12 protein-coding genes are annotated in these 16,731 nt (G+C 61.4%); 1 reads left to right on the forward strand and 11 read right to left on the reverse strand.

Going from position 1 to position 16,731, the window contains the following annotated elements; translation table 11 throughout:
• Positions 1 to 74 precede the first annotated feature (74 nt).
• From BK667_RS11970 to BK667_RS12005, 7 genes are all read right to left on the reverse strand, one after another.
• A complete protein-coding gene (locus BK667_RS11970) occupies positions 75 to 1,715 on the reverse strand; it encodes a BatD family protein (protein WP_123597706.1) in 1,641 nt (546 codons plus the stop codon).
• Entirely contained in the window at positions 1,712 to 3,451 is a 1,740-nt protein-coding gene (locus BK667_RS11975; protein WP_123597707.1) for a tetratricopeptide repeat protein, read from the reverse strand. Before BK667_RS11975 ends, BK667_RS11970 begins: the two co-directional genes overlap by 4 nt.
• Positions 3,448 to 4,527, reverse strand: coding sequence for a vWA domain-containing protein (locus tag BK667_RS11980; RefSeq protein WP_123597708.1), 1,080 nt, complete (start codon positions 4,525 to 4,527; stop codon positions 3,448 to 3,450). Before BK667_RS11980 ends, BK667_RS11975 begins: the two co-directional genes overlap by 4 nt.
• A complete protein-coding gene (locus BK667_RS11985; protein ID WP_123514395.1) occupies positions 4,520 to 5,014 on the reverse strand; it encodes a DUF4381 domain-containing protein in 495 nt (164 codons plus the stop codon). Before BK667_RS11985 ends, BK667_RS11980 begins: the two co-directional genes overlap by 8 nt.
• A complete protein-coding gene (locus BK667_RS11990; RefSeq protein WP_123597709.1) occupies positions 5,011 to 5,955 on the reverse strand; it encodes a DUF58 domain-containing protein in 945 nt (314 codons plus the stop codon). Before BK667_RS11990 ends, BK667_RS11985 begins: the two co-directional genes overlap by 4 nt.
• A gap of 5 nt (positions 5,956 to 5,960) precedes the next feature.
• Positions 5,961 to 6,920 carry an AAA family ATPase gene (locus BK667_RS11995; RefSeq protein ID WP_003218556.1) on the reverse strand — a complete coding sequence of 320 codons (960 nt, stop codon included), beginning with the start codon at positions 6,918 to 6,920 and terminating at the stop codon, positions 5,961 to 5,963.
• A 308-nt stretch (positions 6,921 to 7,228) separates the two neighbouring features.
• Entirely contained in the window at positions 7,229 to 7,582 is a 354-nt protein-coding gene (locus BK667_RS12005) for a hypothetical protein (RefSeq protein ID WP_123597711.1), read from the reverse strand.
• Positions 7,583 to 8,086: 504 nt separating this feature from the next.
• Between BK667_RS12005 and BK667_RS12010 the strand changes: the two genes are divergently transcribed.
• The gene (locus BK667_RS12010; RefSeq protein ID WP_123597712.1) at positions 8,087 to 12,982 is read left to right on the forward strand and encodes an NAD-glutamate dehydrogenase; all 4,896 of its coding nucleotides are present in this window, start codon (positions 8,087 to 8,089) and stop codon (positions 12,980 to 12,982) included.
• Positions 12,983 to 13,175: 193 nt separating this feature from the next.
• Here BK667_RS12010 and BK667_RS12015 read toward each other — a convergent pair whose 3' ends face one another.
• From BK667_RS12015 to pdxR, 4 genes are all read right to left on the reverse strand, one after another.
• The gene (locus BK667_RS12015) at positions 13,176 to 13,886 is read right to left on the reverse strand and encodes an ATPase (protein ID WP_123597713.1); all 711 of its coding nucleotides are present in this window, start codon (positions 13,884 to 13,886) and stop codon (positions 13,176 to 13,178) included.
• Positions 13,887 to 14,116: 230 nt separating this feature from the next.
• The gene (locus BK667_RS12020; RefSeq protein WP_123597714.1) at positions 14,117 to 14,515 is read right to left on the reverse strand and encodes a cupin domain-containing protein; all 399 of its coding nucleotides are present in this window, start codon (positions 14,513 to 14,515) and stop codon (positions 14,117 to 14,119) included.
• Between the two features lie 260 nt (positions 14,516 to 14,775).
• On the reverse strand, positions 14,776 to 15,069 hold the full coding sequence (locus BK667_RS12025; RefSeq protein ID WP_123514380.1) for an antibiotic biosynthesis monooxygenase family protein: 294 nt from the start codon (positions 15,067 to 15,069) through the stop codon (positions 14,776 to 14,778).
• 123 nt (positions 15,070 to 15,192) lie between these two features.
• Positions 15,193 to 16,626 carry a MocR-like pyridoxine biosynthesis transcription factor PdxR gene (gene pdxR / locus BK667_RS12030; protein ID WP_123514378.1) on the reverse strand — a complete coding sequence of 478 codons (1,434 nt, stop codon included), beginning with the start codon at positions 16,624 to 16,626 and terminating at the stop codon, positions 15,193 to 15,195.
• Positions 16,627 to 16,731: the final 105 nt, after the last annotated feature.

Consider the following 16,731-nt stretch of genomic DNA (forward strand, 5'->3'; position numbering starts at 1 on the left):
AGTCGATTCGATATCTTCTGTAGGACTTATCCGCAAGATGCGATCGCGGTCGAAATGTCAGGCGTTTCTGACAGCTATTTCGGATAAAGCGGCGGCAACCCGCTATCACCCACCGGATCCTGAACCCGCTCCGCCAGCGGAATAGCCCGGGTCGCGCGCCACAGGTCTTCACCTTGCCAATGCTGGCCGGTTTCGCTGTACAGCGCGCCGTTCAGGCCGTCGAGGGCATCGGACAACGGCACAAACCGCGCCGCCATGTCCGCCAAGGTTTCCGGTTGTTGCCGAGCCCAGGCGTCGAGGGCCTGGCGGGTGGCGTGGGGGTCGTTGGCCTGGCAGGCGCGCTTGAGTTCGTCGAGCACGGTGCGCGGGCTCGGGCCGGTTTGCGCGGCACGCAGGATCGCCGGCTGCCAGCGAGCGCGCCACCACAGGCCGAAGCCGAGGAGGGTGGTGCAGGCCAGGATCACCGTGCTGAGTTTCCACCACCACAGGGCTTCGCTGTCTGCGGCGTAATTCACTTGTGCGCTGCCCGTCGGAGTGTCGACCATCAGGCTCGGATTGTTGCTGACTTGCAGGGTCCGGGCCGGCAGGCTGCTGTGTTCCAGGTGATCTTCGAACGTGTTCCACCACACCACGTCGACCGTGGGCAGTTCGATGGCTCCACTGTGGGCGGGCACCAGGGCTTCGCGGTCTTCACGGCTGCCGATCAGCCCACGCTCGCTGTTCTGGTTGCCCAGCACCGGTTGGTCCGGGTAGCGGCGCAAGCCGTTGATATCGGTGGCGGGCAGCGGCGGTAATTGCGAACTGGCCAGGCCTTCGGCTTTCAGGGTCAGGCTGCGGGTCAGGGAATCACCGACCTGCGTGTGATCCGGCTCCGGGCTCCAGCTCTCGCTCAGGCTCAGGCTGCGTGCCGGCAGCCACGGCGCATCGGCCGGGTAAGTCTCGGGCTTGGCCTTGACCGTCAGCGGAATCTCGGCGGAGCTGACCCGCAGCAACTTGCCCGGTTTCGGCCCTTGGGAGGCGACGTCCGGGGACGGTTGCACGTCCACCAGCGTGGCGCTGAACGTCTGCGTCGGAATGCTCAATACGCCGCTGTGCTGGGGAAAGATGGCGTAGCGCATCTCGATCACGCCATGGCGCAAGCCATTGATGACCTTTTCATAGGTGCGCGACTCGCCCAGTTGCTCGATTCGCGCATCGGGAATCTGCAACGGCGTCAGACTGCTGTCGTCGTACAGCGACACCGAATGGTAGATGCGCAGGGTCAGAATCGCCTGGGCCTGCACGTACACGCTGCTCTGATCGAGGCTGGCTTCGATAAACACCGGCGCCAGGGTGTTCTGGGTGTCTTGGGTTTCGCTCTCGATCACTTGGAGAGTAATTGGCTGACTGCGGACCTCGCCCAGTTGCAGCGACGGAATCTCCACGCTGCCGTTTTGCTTGGGCAGCAGGGTGATGATCCAGCGCGTGGTGGCCTGGTTGTTGCCATTGATCGTGGTCAACTGGTTGATCTGGCGGGTGCCGCGCACTTCGAACGCAGGCTCTAGCGGTGTCAGGTCGGGTTTGCCGAACAGCGTGACGTCGTTGGATTCCAGGGTCAGCTCGACGGTTTCGCCGGAACTCAGGCGACTGCGATCGACACTGGCGACCAGCCCCGCAGCCTGGACCTGAACAGTCCAGAACAGCAGCGCGAGCAAGAAAGCGGTGAAGCGGGTCATCGAGTTTTTCCCTGATCCTGATGTTGTTGCTGTTCGTACCAGAATTTGCGCCGCAGCAGTTCTCCCGGATCATCCGGGATCTTGCGCAGCCATTGCTCCAGCGCCTGGGCCTGTTCGCCTTCAAGGCTATCGTTGGCCGGGCGCCGGGGTGGCGTGGTGCTTTGCTCGTCCCCGAGTTCGCTGCCCGGCACCTCGTTAGCCCCCGGTTTCGGCGGCGTGGTGGACGGTTGATCGGTGTCCGGCGCGTTGGGCTGGGCATCGGTTTTCGCTTCGCCACTGTTCGACGGCTGGGTGGCGGCGCCGGGCGCGGGGCTGTCGCTGGCCGTTCCGGGCTCGTCGCCATTGGACTTGTCCGGTTCAATTGCCGGTGGCGTAGCTTTCTGCTTGATCAGGCTTTCCACCAACGCCTTGTTGGTCAGCGCCGGACGCAAATCCGGCTGGCGTTCCAAGGCTTGATCGTAGGCGTCCAGTGCGGCTTCCAGTTCCCCGCTCTTGGCCAGGGCATTCCCCCGATTGTAGTGCGCCCGCGCGTCGTTGCCCTGGGCGAAGCGCTGGGCGGCGCCACTGTAGTCGCCGGCCTCGTACAGCGCCACGCCTTGCCATTGCAGGTCTTCGAAATGTTGCGCGGCCTCGACCGGATGCTCCTGATTGAGCAAATGCAGGCCCCGTTGATCGGGGCGCAGCCACAAGTCTTCAAAGTCGAAGGCGTAACTCGGTTGCGGCAGCAGGAACAACAGCGGCAGGCAGAACAACCAGCCCCGGCGCCCGGCAAAGGAGGCGAGTAACAGGAGGGGCAATAACAGCCAGTAACCCTGATCGGCCCAAGTGTCGAGGCGCAGGGTCTGACCGTCGTTGCGCAAATTGCGCGGACCGTCGAGCAGGCCGAGGGCGCCGAGGTCGGCGTCGTCCAGCCGTGACGCGTGATAGCGGCCGCCCAAGTCACTGGTGAAGGCTTTCAAGCCCGGGTTGTCCAGATGCGGCACCAGAATCGCGCCCTGAGCATCCTTGAGGAAACTCCCATCCTCCTGAGCCACCGGCGCACCTTCGGGCGTGCCGATGCCGAGCATCAGAAACTCCGTGGACTTGCCGTTCAGCGCCCGCTCAATACCGAAGCGTTCCTGTTCAGTCAGGGATGAACCGATCAGCAGGATTCGCCCCTGGCCGAGTGCGCCCTGATCCAGCAGCGCCAGTGCCTTGATCACCGCCAAATCAGCGCGATGACCCGCCTCGGGCATCAGCGAAGGTTTGAGCGCGTCCAGCAGATTGCGGCTGGTGGACAGGTCATCCGACAGTGGCACCAACGTGTGGGCGCTGCCGGCGTAGACGACGATGGCGGTCTGTGCATCGCTGCGACTTTGCAACAGGTCGAACAGTTTGCGTCGTGCCTGTTCCAGTCGGGTCGGCGGGCTGTCGGTGGCGAGCATTTCCGGGGTCAGCTCCAGCAGCACCACCAGCGGGTCGGCGGGTTTCTGACTGATTTGTTCGACCCGCTCCCAACTCGGCCCGAGCAGCGCACCAATGCTCAGCACCCAAGCCAGGCCCAGCACCACCCACGGCAATTTGCTGTCGTGACCTTTGCCACCGCTGAGCAGCGCGGCGTGAAAGGCTGGCGGCAGGATCATCTGCCAGCGCCCGGCGCGTTTCTGACGGTGCCAGAGTTGCCAGAGCAACCAGCCGAGCAACGGCAACAGCAGCAGCCACCAGGGCCGGAACCAGTAAGGCCAGAGCGCACTCATCGGCGTCTCCGCAGGCGCAGGCGTTTGAGTCGCTGGCGCCAGTCTGGCAGTTGGCTTTGCAGAAACAGGTCTTTGGTCAGCAACCGTTGCAATGGGTTATCCGGCCAGCGCTCGCGCATCACCAGCAACATGCTTAATAGCAGCGCCAGCGCCAACGGCCAGTGATACAACGCCTCGGCCGGGCGGGCCTGGGTCGGTTGCTGGGTCACCGGTTCCAGTTTGTCGAGGGTTTCCTTGATCGCCTGCAATTCTTTGCCATCGCGAGCGCGGAAATACTGGCCGCCGGTGGCTTGGGCGATGGCCTTCAGCGCCGGTTCGTCGAGGTCCAGGCTCGGATTGACGCCGAGAAACCCGAGGGTGCCGCTTTGCTCCGGATCGGCGCCGATGCCGATCGGGTAGATTTTCACGCCTTCGCTGGCGGCCAGGCGCGCAGCGGTCAGCGGGTCGATTTCGCCGCCATTGTTGGCGCCGTCGGTGACCAGAATCAGCACGCGGCTTTGCGCCGGACGCATCCGCAAGCGCTTGAGGGCCAGGCCGATGGCATCACCGATGGCGGTGTTCTTGCCGGCGATGCCGATCCGCGCTTCATCGAGCCAGACCCGCACCGTGCGGCGGTCGAAGGTCAGCGGCGCTTGCAGATACGCCTGGCTGCCGAACAGGATCAGACCGACTCGATCACCTTCGCGGCTTTCCAGAAAGTCCCCGAGCAAATGCTGAACCAGCGACAAGCGGCTGACGTCTTCGTCCTGCCACTGCATGTCGGGGAAATCCATCGAGCCGGATACGTCCACCGCCACCAGCAAATCGCGGCCACTGGCGGCAATCGGCAGCGGCTCGCCGAGCCATTGCGGGCGCGCAGCGGCAATCAGCAGCAACAGCCACAGCAGAATGAACGGTGCCTGTTGGCGCCAGGCCGGCAGGTTGGCGCGGGCACGGCGGCGGGCCAGGCCTTCGAGATCGCTGAGGAAACTGACTTTGAGCGCCGGCTCGCCGCTGTCCGCCACCGGCAGCACCAGGCGCATCAGCCACGGCAGCGGCAGCAGGGCGAAAATCCACGGCCAGGCGAACTCAAACATGTTTGCGAATCCAGGTGTCGACGGCTTGGGTCAGGCCGGCAATGGCCTTGTCGTCGAGTTTGCATTCGGGTTTGTACGCGCCTTCCACCAGGACCATCCAGCGCGTCAGGCCGGCGGCCGGGCAGCGGTTGTCGAGGAACGCCAGCCATTTGCGGCCATTGAGCGTATGGCTCTGGCTGTAGGGGTAATGGTTGCGGCACAGGCGTTTGAGCAAACCGTTGAGCTGCTGCAACCAGGCACCGGCCGGTGCGCCATCGTAGGGCTTGGGCATTTGTGCCAGTTCGGCCAGGGCGGCTAGGCGCACCGGGTCCAGCGGTTGTTCGGCACGCACGATAGGGCGCTTGTTCGGAATGAAACGGCGCAACTGCCACAGGCCGAACCCGATCAGCGGCAATAACAGCAGCAATAGCCACCAACCCGGCGCCGGCGGCCAAAAACCGATGGGCGGCGGGGTCATCAGCGGTTGCAGTTGTTCGAGGCTGCTCATCGAGCTTTCCCCGGCTTCTGTGGGTTCAGGTATTCGCGCAGTTGCTCGACCATCTCGCTCTGGGTGCTCAGGGGCATCAACAGTACCCGCAGCTTTTGCGCGAGCAATTCCCAGCGGGCGATACGTTCTTCAGCCTGGGCGCGGTAGGTCTGGCGCAGGTCGAAATTCAGTGTGTCGAGTTCCAGTTGCGCACCGCGTTCGGCGAAACGCAACAACCCGGCGGCGGGCAGGGCGTGGTCCAGCGGATCGGACAGCGGCAGCAATAACAAGTCGCAATGACGCGACAACAGGCTCAGTTGTTGCTCGGAACCTTCGGTCAGGGCGCGTTCGTCGCAGATGACGATCACCAGACTGCCAGGGCGCAACACTTCCCGGGCACGGCGCAGGGCCATGTTCAGGGAATCGCGGTTCTGCTCGCTTTCGGTGTGCAGCGACTGGTTGACCCGCACCAGCCGGTTGAGCAATTGCAGCAGGCTTTGCTTGCTGCGCCGGGGTTTGATTTCGTAGTGCTCGTTGTCGCCGAACACCAGTCCGCCCACACGGTCGTTATGCCCCAGGGCGGCCCAGCCGATCAAACTCGCGGCTTGGGCGGCGAGTACGGATTTGAACATCAGTCCCGAGCCGAAAAACAGCCGACGGCTTTGCTCGACCATGATGAAAATCGGTCGCTCGCGTTCTTCATGGAACAGCTTGGTGTGCGGCTCCTGGGTGCGGGCGGTGACGCGCCAGTCGATGGTGCGCACGTCGTCGCCGGCCTGATAGACCCGCACCTGATCGAAATCGACGCCACGGCCACGCAGCTTGGAGTGGTGCAGGCCGATCAACGGGCTGCGTTGGCTCGGTGTGGAGAACAATTGGACTTCGCGCACCCGATGGCGCATCTCGATCAGCTCGGCGAGGCTGACACGGATGCCCGGCTCGGGCGGCAGGAGGGCGTTCATCGGGGTCAAGCGACGGCTACGACGTCGAGAATCCGCTGGACCACCCGGTCCTGGTCGATGCCCGCCGCTTCGGCTTCAAAGGACAGGATGATGCGGTGACGCAACACGTCGAACAGCACGGCCTGGATGTCTTCCGGGCTGACGAAGTCGCGACCGGCCAGCCACGCGTGAGCCCGGGCGCAACGGTCGAGGGCAATCGAACCGCGGGGGCTCGCGCCATAGGCGATCCATTCAGCCATTTCCGGGTCGAACTTGGCCGGGGTGCGGGTGGCCATCACCAGTTGCACCAGGTATTCCTCCACGGCGTCAGCCATGTACAAACCGAGGATTTCCTTGCGCGCGGCGAAGATTGCTTGCTGGCTGACCCGACGCTCGGGCTTGGTTTCGCCGTTGAGCGCTTCGCCACGAGCCTGTTGCAGGATCCGCCGTTCGACCGCAGCGTCCGGGAAACCGATTTTGACGTGCATCAGAAAACGGTCGAGCTGGGCTTCGGGCAGTGGATAGGTGCCTTCCTGCTCGATCGGGTTTTGCGTGGCCATCACCAAAAACAGCGGCGACAACTCGTAGGTGCTGCGCCCGACGCTGACCTGACGCTCGGCCATGGCTTCAAGCAACGCCGATTGCACCTTGGCCGGGGCGCGGTTGATTTCGTCCGCCAGCACCAGGTTGTGGAAGATCGGGCCTTGCTGGAATACGAAACTGCCGGTTTCCGGGCGATAGATCTCGGTGCCGGTGATGTCGGCCGGCAACAGGTCGGGGGTGAACTGGATGCGATGGAACTGCGCTTCGATGCCTTCGGCGAGCTCTTTGATGGCCTTGGTCTTGGCCAGCCCCGGAGCGCCCTCGACCAACATGTGGCCGTCGGCGAGCAAGGCGATGAGCAAGCGCTCGATAAGTTTTTCCTGGCCGAGAATCTGCGTTGAAAGAAAGGTTCGCAGCGCGAGCAGCGCTTCACGATGTTCCATCGATGACTGTTCCTGGAAAGGGTGACCGAAGACGTTCGAATAACGCCAGGGCTGGGGGCGTTACTTTAATGCATCGCGGGGGGTGGCGACTAACGGCATTTTGTTCAAAGTGTGGGAAAGGGTTGGGGAAATTGTGATCGTTCCCACGCTCTGCGTGGGAATGCAGCCCGTGACGCTCTGCGTCACCTCTTTAAAGCGGGACGCAGAGCGTCCGGTGATGCATACCCACGCGGAGCGTGGGAACGATCATTGCTGGACCTGTAGGAGCGAGGCTTGCCCGCGAAGGGGCCGGCACAGGCGCCGGAAAATCAGAGCTCGCTGATATAAGTCCCGGTCCCCTTGAGAATGTTCTGCAAGGTTTCCTCCACTTCCGCCAGATCACTGGCATCGGTGGTGTGGGTGATTTCCAGCGAATCATCACCATTGAGCGCATCTGCATCCCCTGCCGCGATTTCAATCAGCAGGCGGGTAGGGCTGAGGGTGACTTTGACCCCGTCCAGGGTCGATGGCTCGCCGTCGAGGGTGATGTCCAGTGCGTCCTCGTCCGGGTAGCGGGTCATCAGGAACATATCGCCCTGATCACTGTGGCAGCAGAGCATGGCCATGTTGTCTTCTTCGTCATCGCACGGGTTGACGATCAAGAGGGCGGTGGTCATTTGCATGGGGAATTCCTGGCTCGAGGAGCATTGTGAAGACGAACAAAGGGCGATTCTGCCAGCCGGCGGGAATTTCTGCTCGTCTGAGTGTCAGAGGATGTGTCGTGAACATCCGGTGTGTTGCCGGTCATTTCGGGTACGGACGTGCCGCAAAACCGGGGTTAAACTCCCGGTTTCGTCGTGTGGCTGCTAGTGTTATCCGGTGCACAAGGCGCAAGCTGCGTGCCGATGACCGAATATGTCGCAGCGCCGCAAGCAGGCACGTTGTCGCACTCGTTAAGCTGCGCATCGAATGGATACCCGTAAAGGCATTGTGCAATTCATCGTACAGTCGCTTTTGCCGATAGCCATTCTTGGAAGGTGAATGTGACCTGAGTGTCTCGTCCAGCTTCACCCACCTGTCTCCCTGTTTCCTCTGCCCGAGAATCAGGAACAGGGTGACGGATCGCCCCGAAAGGGGTTTTGCACGCGACGCTTCCATCAATAACAAGCCCAAGCGGAGTACCACAGATGGCGTTCTTCACCGCAGCCAGCAAAGCCGACTTCCAGCACCAACTGCAAGCGGCACTGGCGCAGCACATCAGTGAACAGGCACTGCCACAAGTGGCGCTGTTTGCTGAACAATTTTTCGGCATCATTTCCCTCGACGAGCTGACCCAGCGTCGGCTGTCCGACCTCGCCGGCTGCACCCTTTCTGCGTGGCGCCTGCTTGAGCGCTTCGATCACGCGCAACCGCAAGTGCGCGTCTACAACCCTGATTACGAACGCCACGGCTGGCAGTCGACCCACACCGCGGTCGAAGTGCTGCACCACGACTTGCCATTCCTCGTGGACTCGGTGCGTACCGAGCTGAACCGTCGCGGCTACAGCATCCACACCTTGCAAACCACTGTGCTGAGCGTGCGTCGCGGCAGCAAGGGCGAGTTGCTGGAAATCCTGCCGAAGGGCACCCAGGGCGAAGGCATCCTGCAAGAATCGCTGATGTACCTGGAAATCGACCGTTGCGCCAACGCGGCCGAACTGAATGTCCTGAGCAAAGAGCTGGAACAGGTTCTCGGTGAAGTCCGCGTCGCGGTCGCCGATTTCGAGCCGATGAAAGACAAGGTCCAGGAACTCCTGACCGGTCTGGACAACAGCCAGTTCAAGGTTGACCCGCAAGAAAAAGCCGAAATCAAAAGCTTCCTGGAATGGCTGGTGGGCAACCACTTCACGTTCCTGGGCTACGAAGAGTTCGTGGTCAGCGACCAGGCCGATGGCGGCCACATCGAGTACGACCAGAGCTCCTTCCTCGGCCTGACCAAACTGCTGCGCACCGGGCTGACCTACGAAGACCTGCGCATCGAAGACTACGCCGTGAACTACCTGCGCGAACCGACCCTGCTGTCGTTCGCCAAGGCTGCGCACCCAAGCCGTGTACACCGTCCGGCTTACCCTGACTACGTGTCGATCCGTGAAATCGACGCCGACGGCAAGGTCATCAAGGAATGCCGCTTCATGGGCCTGTACACCTCCTCGGTGTATGGCGAGAGCGTGCGGGTCATCCCGTACATCCGCCGCAAGGTCGAAGAAATCGAACGCCGCTCCGGCTTCCAGGCCAAGGCTCACCTGGGCAAGGAACTGGCGCAGGTGGTCGAAGTGCTGCCCCGCGACGATCTGTTCCAGACCCCGGTGGACGAGCTGTTCAGCACCGTGATGTCGATCGTGCAGATTCAGGAGCGCAACAAGATCCGCGTGTTCCTGCGCAAAGACCCGTACGGTCGCTTCTGCTACTGCCTGGCCTACGTGCCGCGCGACATCTACTCCACCGAAGTGCGCCAGAAGATCCAGCAAGTGCTGATGGATCGCCTGAAAGCCTCGGATTGCGAGTTCTGGACCTTCTTCTCCGAGTCCGTACTGGCCCGTGTACAGCTGATTCTGCGGGTTGATCCGAAGAATCGCCTGGACATCGACCCGGTGCTGCTGGAAAAAGAAGTGGTCCAGGCCTGCCGCAGCTGGCAGGACGACTACGCCAGCCTGGTGGTGGAAAGCTTCGGCGAAGCCCACGGCACCAACGTGCTGGCCGACTTCCCGAAAGGCTTCCCGGCCGGTTACCGCGAGCGTTTCGCGGCGCATTCGGCCGTGGTCGACATGCAGCACCTGCTGAGCCTGACCGAAAAAAATCCGCTGGTGATGAGCTTCTATCAGCCGCTGGGCCAGGTATCCGGTCAGCGCGAGCTGCATTGCAAGCTGTACCACGCCGATACCCCGCTGGCGTTGTCCGACGTATTGCCAATCCTGGAAAACCTCGGCCTGCGCGTGCTGGGTGAGTTCCCGTATCGCCTGCGTCACAACAATGGCCGCGAGTTCTGGATTCACGATTTCGCGTTCACCGCCGCTGAAGGCCTGGAACTCGACATCCAGCAACTCAACGACACGCTGCAGGACGCTTTCGTCCACATCGTGCGTGGCGATGCCGAGAACGATGCGTTCAACCGTCTGGTGCTGACCGCCGGCCTGCCATGGCGCGATGTGGCGCTGCTGCGTGCCTACGCCCGTTACATGAAGCAGATTCGTCTGGGCTTCGACCTGGGCTATATCGCTACCACCCTGACCAACCACACCGACATCGCTCGCGAGTTGACCCGGTTGTTCAAGACCCGTTTCTACCTGGCGCGCAAGCTCGGTACGGACGATCTGGAAGACAAGCAGCAACGTCTGGAACACGCGATTCTGGCTGCACTGGACGACGTTCAGGTCCTGAACGAAGACCGGATCCTGCGTCGTTACCTTGACCTGATCAAGGCCACCCTGCGGACCAACTTCTACCAGACCGATGCCCGTGGTCAGAACAAGTCCTACTTCAGCTTCAAGTTCAACCCGCACCAGATCCCTGAGCTGCCCAAGCCTGTACCGAAGTTTGAAATCTTCGTTTACTCGCCTCGCGTTGAAGGCGTGCACCTGCGCTTCGGCAACGTTGCGCGTGGCGGTCTGCGCTGGTCCGACCGTGAAGAAGACTACCGCACCGAAGTGCTGGGCCTGGTAAAAGCCCAGCAAGTGAAGAACTCGGTGATCGTGCCAGTGGGCGCGAAGGGCGGCTTCCTGCCGCGTCGCTTGCCACTGGGTGGCGGTCGAGACGAAATCGCGGCCGAGGGCATCGCCTGCTACCGCATCTTCATCTCGGGCCTGTTGGACATCACCGACAACCTGAAAGACGGCGCGCTGGTACCGCCGGCCAACGTCGTGCGTCATGACGACGATGACCCGTACCTGGTGGTCGCTGCGGACAAGGGCACTGCAACCTTCTCCGACATCGCCAACGGCATCGCCATCGACTACGGCTTCTGGCTGGGTGACGCGTTCGCTTCCGGTGGTTCTGCCGGTTACGACCACAAGAAAATGGGCATCACCGCCAAAGGCGCGTGGGTGGGCGTACAACGCCACTTCCGCGAGCGCGGCATCAATGTCCAGGAAGACAGCATCACGGTCGTGGGCGTCGGCGACATGGCCGGTGACGTGTTCGGTAACGGTTTGTTGATGTCCGACAAGCTGCAACTGGTCGCAGCCTTCAACCACCTGCACATCTTCATCGATCCAAATCCGCAACCGGCCAACAGCTTCGTCGAGCGTCAGCGCTTGTTCGACCTGCCGCGTTCGGCCTGGACCGATTACGACACCAGCATCATGTCCGAAGGCGGCGGGATCTTCTCCCGCAGCGCGAAAAGCATCGCGATTTCCCCGCAGATGAAAGAGCGCTTCGACATCAAGGCTGACAAGCTGACCCCGACCGAACTGCTGAACGCCTTGCTCAAGGCGCCGGTGGACCTGTTGTGGAACGGCGGTATCGGCACTTACGTCAAGGCCAGCACCGAAAGCCACGCCGATGTCGGCGACAAGGCCAACGATGCGCTGCGCGTGAACGGCAACGAACTGCGCTGCAAAGTCGTGGGCGAGGGCGGTAACCTCGGCATGACCCAACTGGGTCGTGTGGAATTCGGCCTCAATGGCGGCGGTTCCAACACCGACTTCATCGACAACGCCGGTGGCGTGGACTGCTCCGACCACGAAGTGAACATCAAGATCCTGCTGAACGAAGTGGTTCAGGCCGGTGACATGACCGACAAGCAACGTAACCAGTTGCTGGCGAGCATGACCGACGAAGTCGGCAACCTGGTACTGGGCAACAACTACAAGCAGACCCAGGCACTGTCCCTGGCGGCACGCCGCGCCTTCGTGCGGATTGCCGAATACAAGCGCCTGATGAACGATCTCGAAGGCCGTGGCAAGCTGGATCGCGCCATCGAGTTCCTGCCGAACGAAGAAGTGCTGTCTGAACGTGTTGCGGCAGGCCATGGCCTGACCCGTGCCGAACTGTCGGTACTGATCTCCTACAGCAAGATCGACCTGAAAGAAGCACTGCTCAACTCGCAAGTGCCGGATGACGATTACCTGACCCGCGACATGGAAACCGCTTTCCCGCCGAGTCTGGTGAGCAAGTTCTCCGAAGCCATGCGCCGTCACCGTCTGAAGCGCGAAATCGTCAGCACCCAGATCGCCAACGATCTGGTGAACCACATGGGCATCACCTTCGTTCAACGACTCAAAGAGTCGACCGGCATGAGCCCGGCGAACGTGGCTGGCGCTTACGTGATCGTGCGTGACATTTTCCATCTCCCGCACTGGTTCCGTCAGATTGAAGCCCTGGACTACCAGGTCTCCGCTGACGTGCAACTGGAACTGATGGACGAGCTGATGCGTCTGGGTCGACGCGCTACCCGCTGGTTCCTGCGTGCCCGCCGCAACGAGCAGAACGCTGCCCGTGATGTTGCGCACTTCGGTCCGCATCTGAAGGAGTTGGGTCTCAAACTCGACGAACTGCTGAGTGGCGAGATCCACGAAAACTGGCAGACGCGTTACGAGGCGTATGTCGAAGCCGGTGTGCCTGAGTTGCTCGCACGCATGGTGGCGGGGACTTCGCACCTTTACACCTTGCTGCCGATCATCGAAGCAGCCGACGTGACCGGTCAGAACCCGGCGGACGTGGCCAAGGCGTACTTCGCCGTGGGCAGCGCGCTGGACATCACCTGGTATCTGCAACAGATCAGCGCTCTGCCGGTTGAAAACAACTGGCAGGCCCTGGCCCGTGAAGCGTTCCGCGATGATGTGGACTGGCAGCAACGTGCGATCACCATCTCCGTCCTGCAACAGGGCGACGGCACCCAGGACGTGGAAACCCGCCTGGCGCTGTGGATGGAAGAGCACGAAGGCATGATCGAACGCTGGCGTGCCATGCTGGTGGAAATCCGTGCCGCCAGCGGCACTGACTACGCCATGTACGCGGTGGCCAACCGCGAACTGCTGGACCTGGCGTTGAGCGGTCAGGCGGTTGTGCCTGCCGTTGTTGCGCTGGAGTTGGAACCGGCGGCCTGATTTAGGCGCTGAATGAAAAAACCCCCGTGTCGTGAGATGCGGGGGTTTTTTTATGCCTCAGGGTTTTGTGCTGGCTGGGCGGGCCTCTTCGCGGGCAAGCCTCGCTCCTACAGGATTGATGGGGTATCACGTTATTTGCGAACTACACTAACCCCTGTAGGAGCGAGGCTTGCCCGCGAAGGGGCCATCCGCCTCAATACAACTTCTGACCCGTTTTACTATCAATCATCGACACACTACTTGTCGGCCTGGTCAATAAATTACTGAGCGACTGGTCAAAATTCTGCAACGCCCGAACTTGCACATCCTGTTGCTGGTTAATATCAGCGACAATCTCTTCGCTGCGTTTAAAGTCTGCCCAGACTGGACTCAACGACTTGGCATCATGCCCCTGTGCAGTGCCGATGTAGTTGAACTTCCCATCATAAAAATCCGCACTGACATCGGCCTTGATATCCGAACTGCGCGAGGTCATCAGTTGGCTGTGGGTGTCGACAATGGCCACCACGTCCGGCCGGGCGGCGCGCAGGCTTTGCAGGTCCGGATAGACCGTCACCGAGCCGAACTGGCGCTGTAACGATGCCTTGACCCCATCCACGGCAAAGTCCGGGTTGGACGTCGCCACGTAGGCATCGTGGATCGGCTGCATCAGCAGGCTCTGGCCGAAGCCGGTGCCGGCGTTGGCCTGGTAGTGGCGCAGGTAGTCGCGGTTGGCCTGGGTACTCGGGCTGTAGACGATGCCCAGGGAAACTTTGCCGCCATTGGCAACGCTGGTGGCGCTGGAGCGGCCGACCGGCGCGGTGAACATCGTGTCCAGGGACGAAACGGCGTTGGGGGCGGTGGGGACCGAGCAGCCGGCTAACAGCGCGGCAATCGTCAACGTACTGACAAGCGCAAGTTTCATGGTGTTTCTCCAGTGAAACAACTTGAGTCGAAAAGTTGATAGTTGCCGGCAGTGTCCGGCAGTGGCTCCAGACTAAACCTCTATGGGCTAAATGAAATCGTCCATAAATACACTTATAGACTGATCCATAGTTTTGTTTGATGTAAAAGTTTTCATCTAAGTGCACGGAGTAATAAAAAGGCCCGAATCTTCGATTCGAGCCTGTTTATTTATGGCTGATGCAACAACGATCAGTTTTTCAAGGGGATCAATATTTTCTCATCCGGCGACAACACCATGAACACCAGCAGTTTGGCCGGTTTGGTGGCGCTGGCGTTTTTCGACACCAAATGCTCGGACCCGGCCGGTTCATACCAGAACTCGCCAGTCTTGTAGGTGATCGCTTTCTGGCCCTTGACCTGGGAAGTGACTCGGCCTTGCAGCACGTAAGCCATGGCGGTGCCGTCGTGTTTGTGGGCGATGGAAGATTGGCCGGGCTTGTAGTCGACCTCGATCATCATGGCCTTTTTGCCGGGCACGTTTTGGAGCAGTTCATCTTGCAGCACCGTGACCTTCTCCGACGGGTCGTGGGCGAAGGCCGAGGCGGAAACAGTCAGGGCCAGGGCGGCCAGTACATGCAGAGCTTTCATGGGTGATCACCTGGGGGTTGTGAGTCGTCAGGGACCACAGTAAGCCGCGGGTTGGTGTAACAAAACGGCCAATTTTCGGGAAGGTGAGGGGACCAATCCTCCCCTGGTCGATTGCTCCCACTCTCCGCGTTATGATCGTTCCCACGCTCTGCGTGGGAATGCAGCCCGGGACGCTCCGCGTCCCAAGAGCCGAACGCGGAGCGTCCGTTGACGCATTACCACGCGGAGCGTGGGAACGATCATCGGGCAAAAGTGTTTTTTTAAACAATCGGGAAGCTGTTGAAATCCACGGCATTCGCCAGTCGGCTATCAATCAACCCAATAAAACCCTGCACTTCGGGGCAGTTGAAGTGCGATTGCATGGCCGCTTCCGATTGCCAGCGGGCGCTGACGGTCCAGCGGTTGCTGTCCTCCGGGCAGCGGTCGACCATATAGGAATCACAGCCCGGAAGTTCGCGCAGGGTATCGACAATCTTTTGCAGTTGCTTGCCCAGTTCTTCCGAGCGGCCGGCGGCGGCCTGCACCTGTACGGTGTTGATCACTTCGTTGGACATTACTCACACTCCTGAATCAGGCCGGACGAATCCTGCTCATTGAGGGATAACGCCCATGCAGAATAGGCCTGCGGGGCGGGACCGCCAATAGCCAATCGCCGGATAAACCCACAGACCAATCCCTCAGGCAACCTGCTGCAAAATGTCGCGCACACGGTCCAGTGCGGTGTCGATGTCCAGGGTTTCTATCGCGCCAAAGCCCAGGAAAAGCCCGGCCCGCGGCGCTTGCTGATAGAAAAAGCTGTCGATGGCATAGAGCCCGACTTCGACCTTTTTCGCCAGTTCGATCACCAGCGGGATATCGATTGGCACCTTGCACAGCACCACCATGTGAAACCCCGCCGTGGTCGGCACGGCTTCCAGCCACGGTGAAAGGTCACCAGCCATGCGCGCCAGGATCCGCTCGCGACGCCCGGCGTAGATGGTGTGACAACGGCGGATGTGTTTGAGCAGGCAGCCTTCGGCGATGAACTTGGCCAGCGCCCATTGCGGCAGGGTCGAGGTGTGCAGGTCGGTGAGTTGCTTGGCGCGGATCACCGCTTCGAGGATCGCTGGCGGCAGGATCGCGTAGCCCAGCCGCAGCTCCGGCAGCAGGGTTTTCGAGAAGGTGCCGACGTAGGCGACGATCCCGCGCTCGTCCATGCTTTGCAGCGAATCGGTAGGCCGGCCTTCGTAGCGGAATTCACTGTCGTAATCGTCCTCGATAATGATCGCGCCCAGCTCGTAAGCCCGCTCCAGCAGGGCTTCACGCCGTGCCTGGCTCATCGGCATGCCCAACGGGAATTGGTGGGACGGCGTGACATAAATCAGTCGTGTGCCATCGGGAATCAGCTCGACCTGAATGCCTTCGGCATCCACCGGCACGCCGACCACCGTGGCCCCGTGGCTGCCAAACAACAGCCGCGCCGGCGGATAACCCGGGTCTTCCATCGCCACCAGGCTGCCGGTCTGGATCAGCACCCGGGCAATCAGGTCCAGGGCTTGCTGCGCACCGTTGCACACCACCACGTCTTCGTCCTGGCAATTGACCCCACGGGAAAATGCGATGTGCCGGGCAATCGCATTACGCAGCGCCGGCAGGCCCTCGGGCAGGCTGTAGAAGCCCTTGGACCCGGCAATCTGGCGCAACGCGTGAGAGGTGCAGCGCCGCCAGTCGTCCTGGGGGAATTGGCCCTTGCTGGTGGCGCCGCCGATAAAGTCGTAACGCAGCGAGCCTTCGAGCGTCGGGTGGCGCAGGAACACCGGCAGGTTGCGCCAGGACTCTATGACCTCGCTACTGGCCAGCTCCGAATGGCTTTGCTTGCGCTGGATTTTCGCCGGACGCGCGTTGACGTAGGTGCCTTTGCCAGTCACGCCGGTGAGGAAGTTTTCGTAGGTCAGTTGCGAGTACGTGTCGGAAATAGTCTTGCGCGAAATCCCCAGCTGTTCGGCCAGCAAACGGCTGGGCGGCAGCTGCGTGCCGGCTGCCAGGCGACCGGTTTCGATGGCACTGCGCAGTTGTTGGTACAACTGGCCTGCCAAGTCCTTGCGGCCGTTGATGACAACGTGAAGTTCCATACCGACGGGGCTCCTGGGGCGATGAGGCGACTGGGGGTCGCGCCAGATTACCTCCATTGCGCCGCTGCATAGAAGTTGCGTGGGCAAAAAGCGCCAGATTGGTCT

Origin of the sequence: Pseudomonas frederiksbergensis, from assembly GCF_003732705.1 — a bacterium.
Classification (GTDB): domain Bacteria; phylum Pseudomonadota; class Gammaproteobacteria; order Pseudomonadales; family Pseudomonadaceae; genus Aquipseudomonas; species Aquipseudomonas frederiksbergensis_F.

Excerpts from the sequence above, each read along its gene's own strand:
- BK667_RS11985 (WP_123514395.1), bottom strand. The coding sequence starts at position 5,014 with ATGAGCAGCCTCGAACAACTGCAACCGCTGATGACCCCGCCGCCCATC.
- BK667_RS12025 (WP_123514380.1), bottom strand. The coding sequence starts at position 15,069 with ATGTCCAACGAAGTGATCAACACCGTACAGGTGCAGGCCGCCGCCGGC.
- BK667_RS12020 (WP_123597714.1), bottom strand. The coding sequence starts at position 14,515 with ATGAAAGCTCTGCATGTACTGGCCGCCCTGGCCCTGACTGTTTCCGCC.
- BK667_RS11970 (WP_123597706.1), bottom strand. The coding sequence starts at position 1,715 with ATGACCCGCTTCACCGCTTTCTTGCTCGCGCTGCTGTTCTGGACTGTT.
- BK667_RS11980 (WP_123597708.1), bottom strand. The coding sequence starts at position 4,527 with ATGTTTGAGTTCGCCTGGCCGTGGATTTTCGCCCTGCTGCCGCTGCCG.
- BK667_RS11995 (WP_003218556.1), bottom strand. The coding sequence starts at position 6,920 with ATGGAACATCGTGAAGCGCTGCTCGCGCTGCGAACCTTTCTTTCAACG.
- BK667_RS12010 (WP_123597712.1), top strand. The coding sequence starts at position 8,087 with ATGGCGTTCTTCACCGCAGCCAGCAAAGCCGACTTCCAGCACCAACTG.
- BK667_RS11990 (WP_123597709.1), bottom strand. The coding sequence starts at position 5,955 with ATGAACGCCCTCCTGCCGCCCGAGCCGGGCATCCGTGTCAGCCTCGCC.
- BK667_RS11975 (WP_123597707.1), bottom strand. The coding sequence starts at position 3,451 with ATGAGTGCGCTCTGGCCTTACTGGTTCCGGCCCTGGTGGCTGCTGCTG.
- pdxR (WP_123514378.1), bottom strand. The coding sequence starts at position 16,626 with ATGGAACTTCACGTTGTCATCAACGGCCGCAAGGACTTGGCAGGCCAG.
- BK667_RS12015 (WP_123597713.1), bottom strand. The coding sequence starts at position 13,886 with ATGAAACTTGCGCTTGTCAGTACGTTGACGATTGCCGCGCTGTTAGCC.
- BK667_RS12005 (WP_123597711.1), bottom strand. The coding sequence starts at position 7,582 with ATGCAAATGACCACCGCCCTCTTGATCGTCAACCCGTGCGATGACGAA.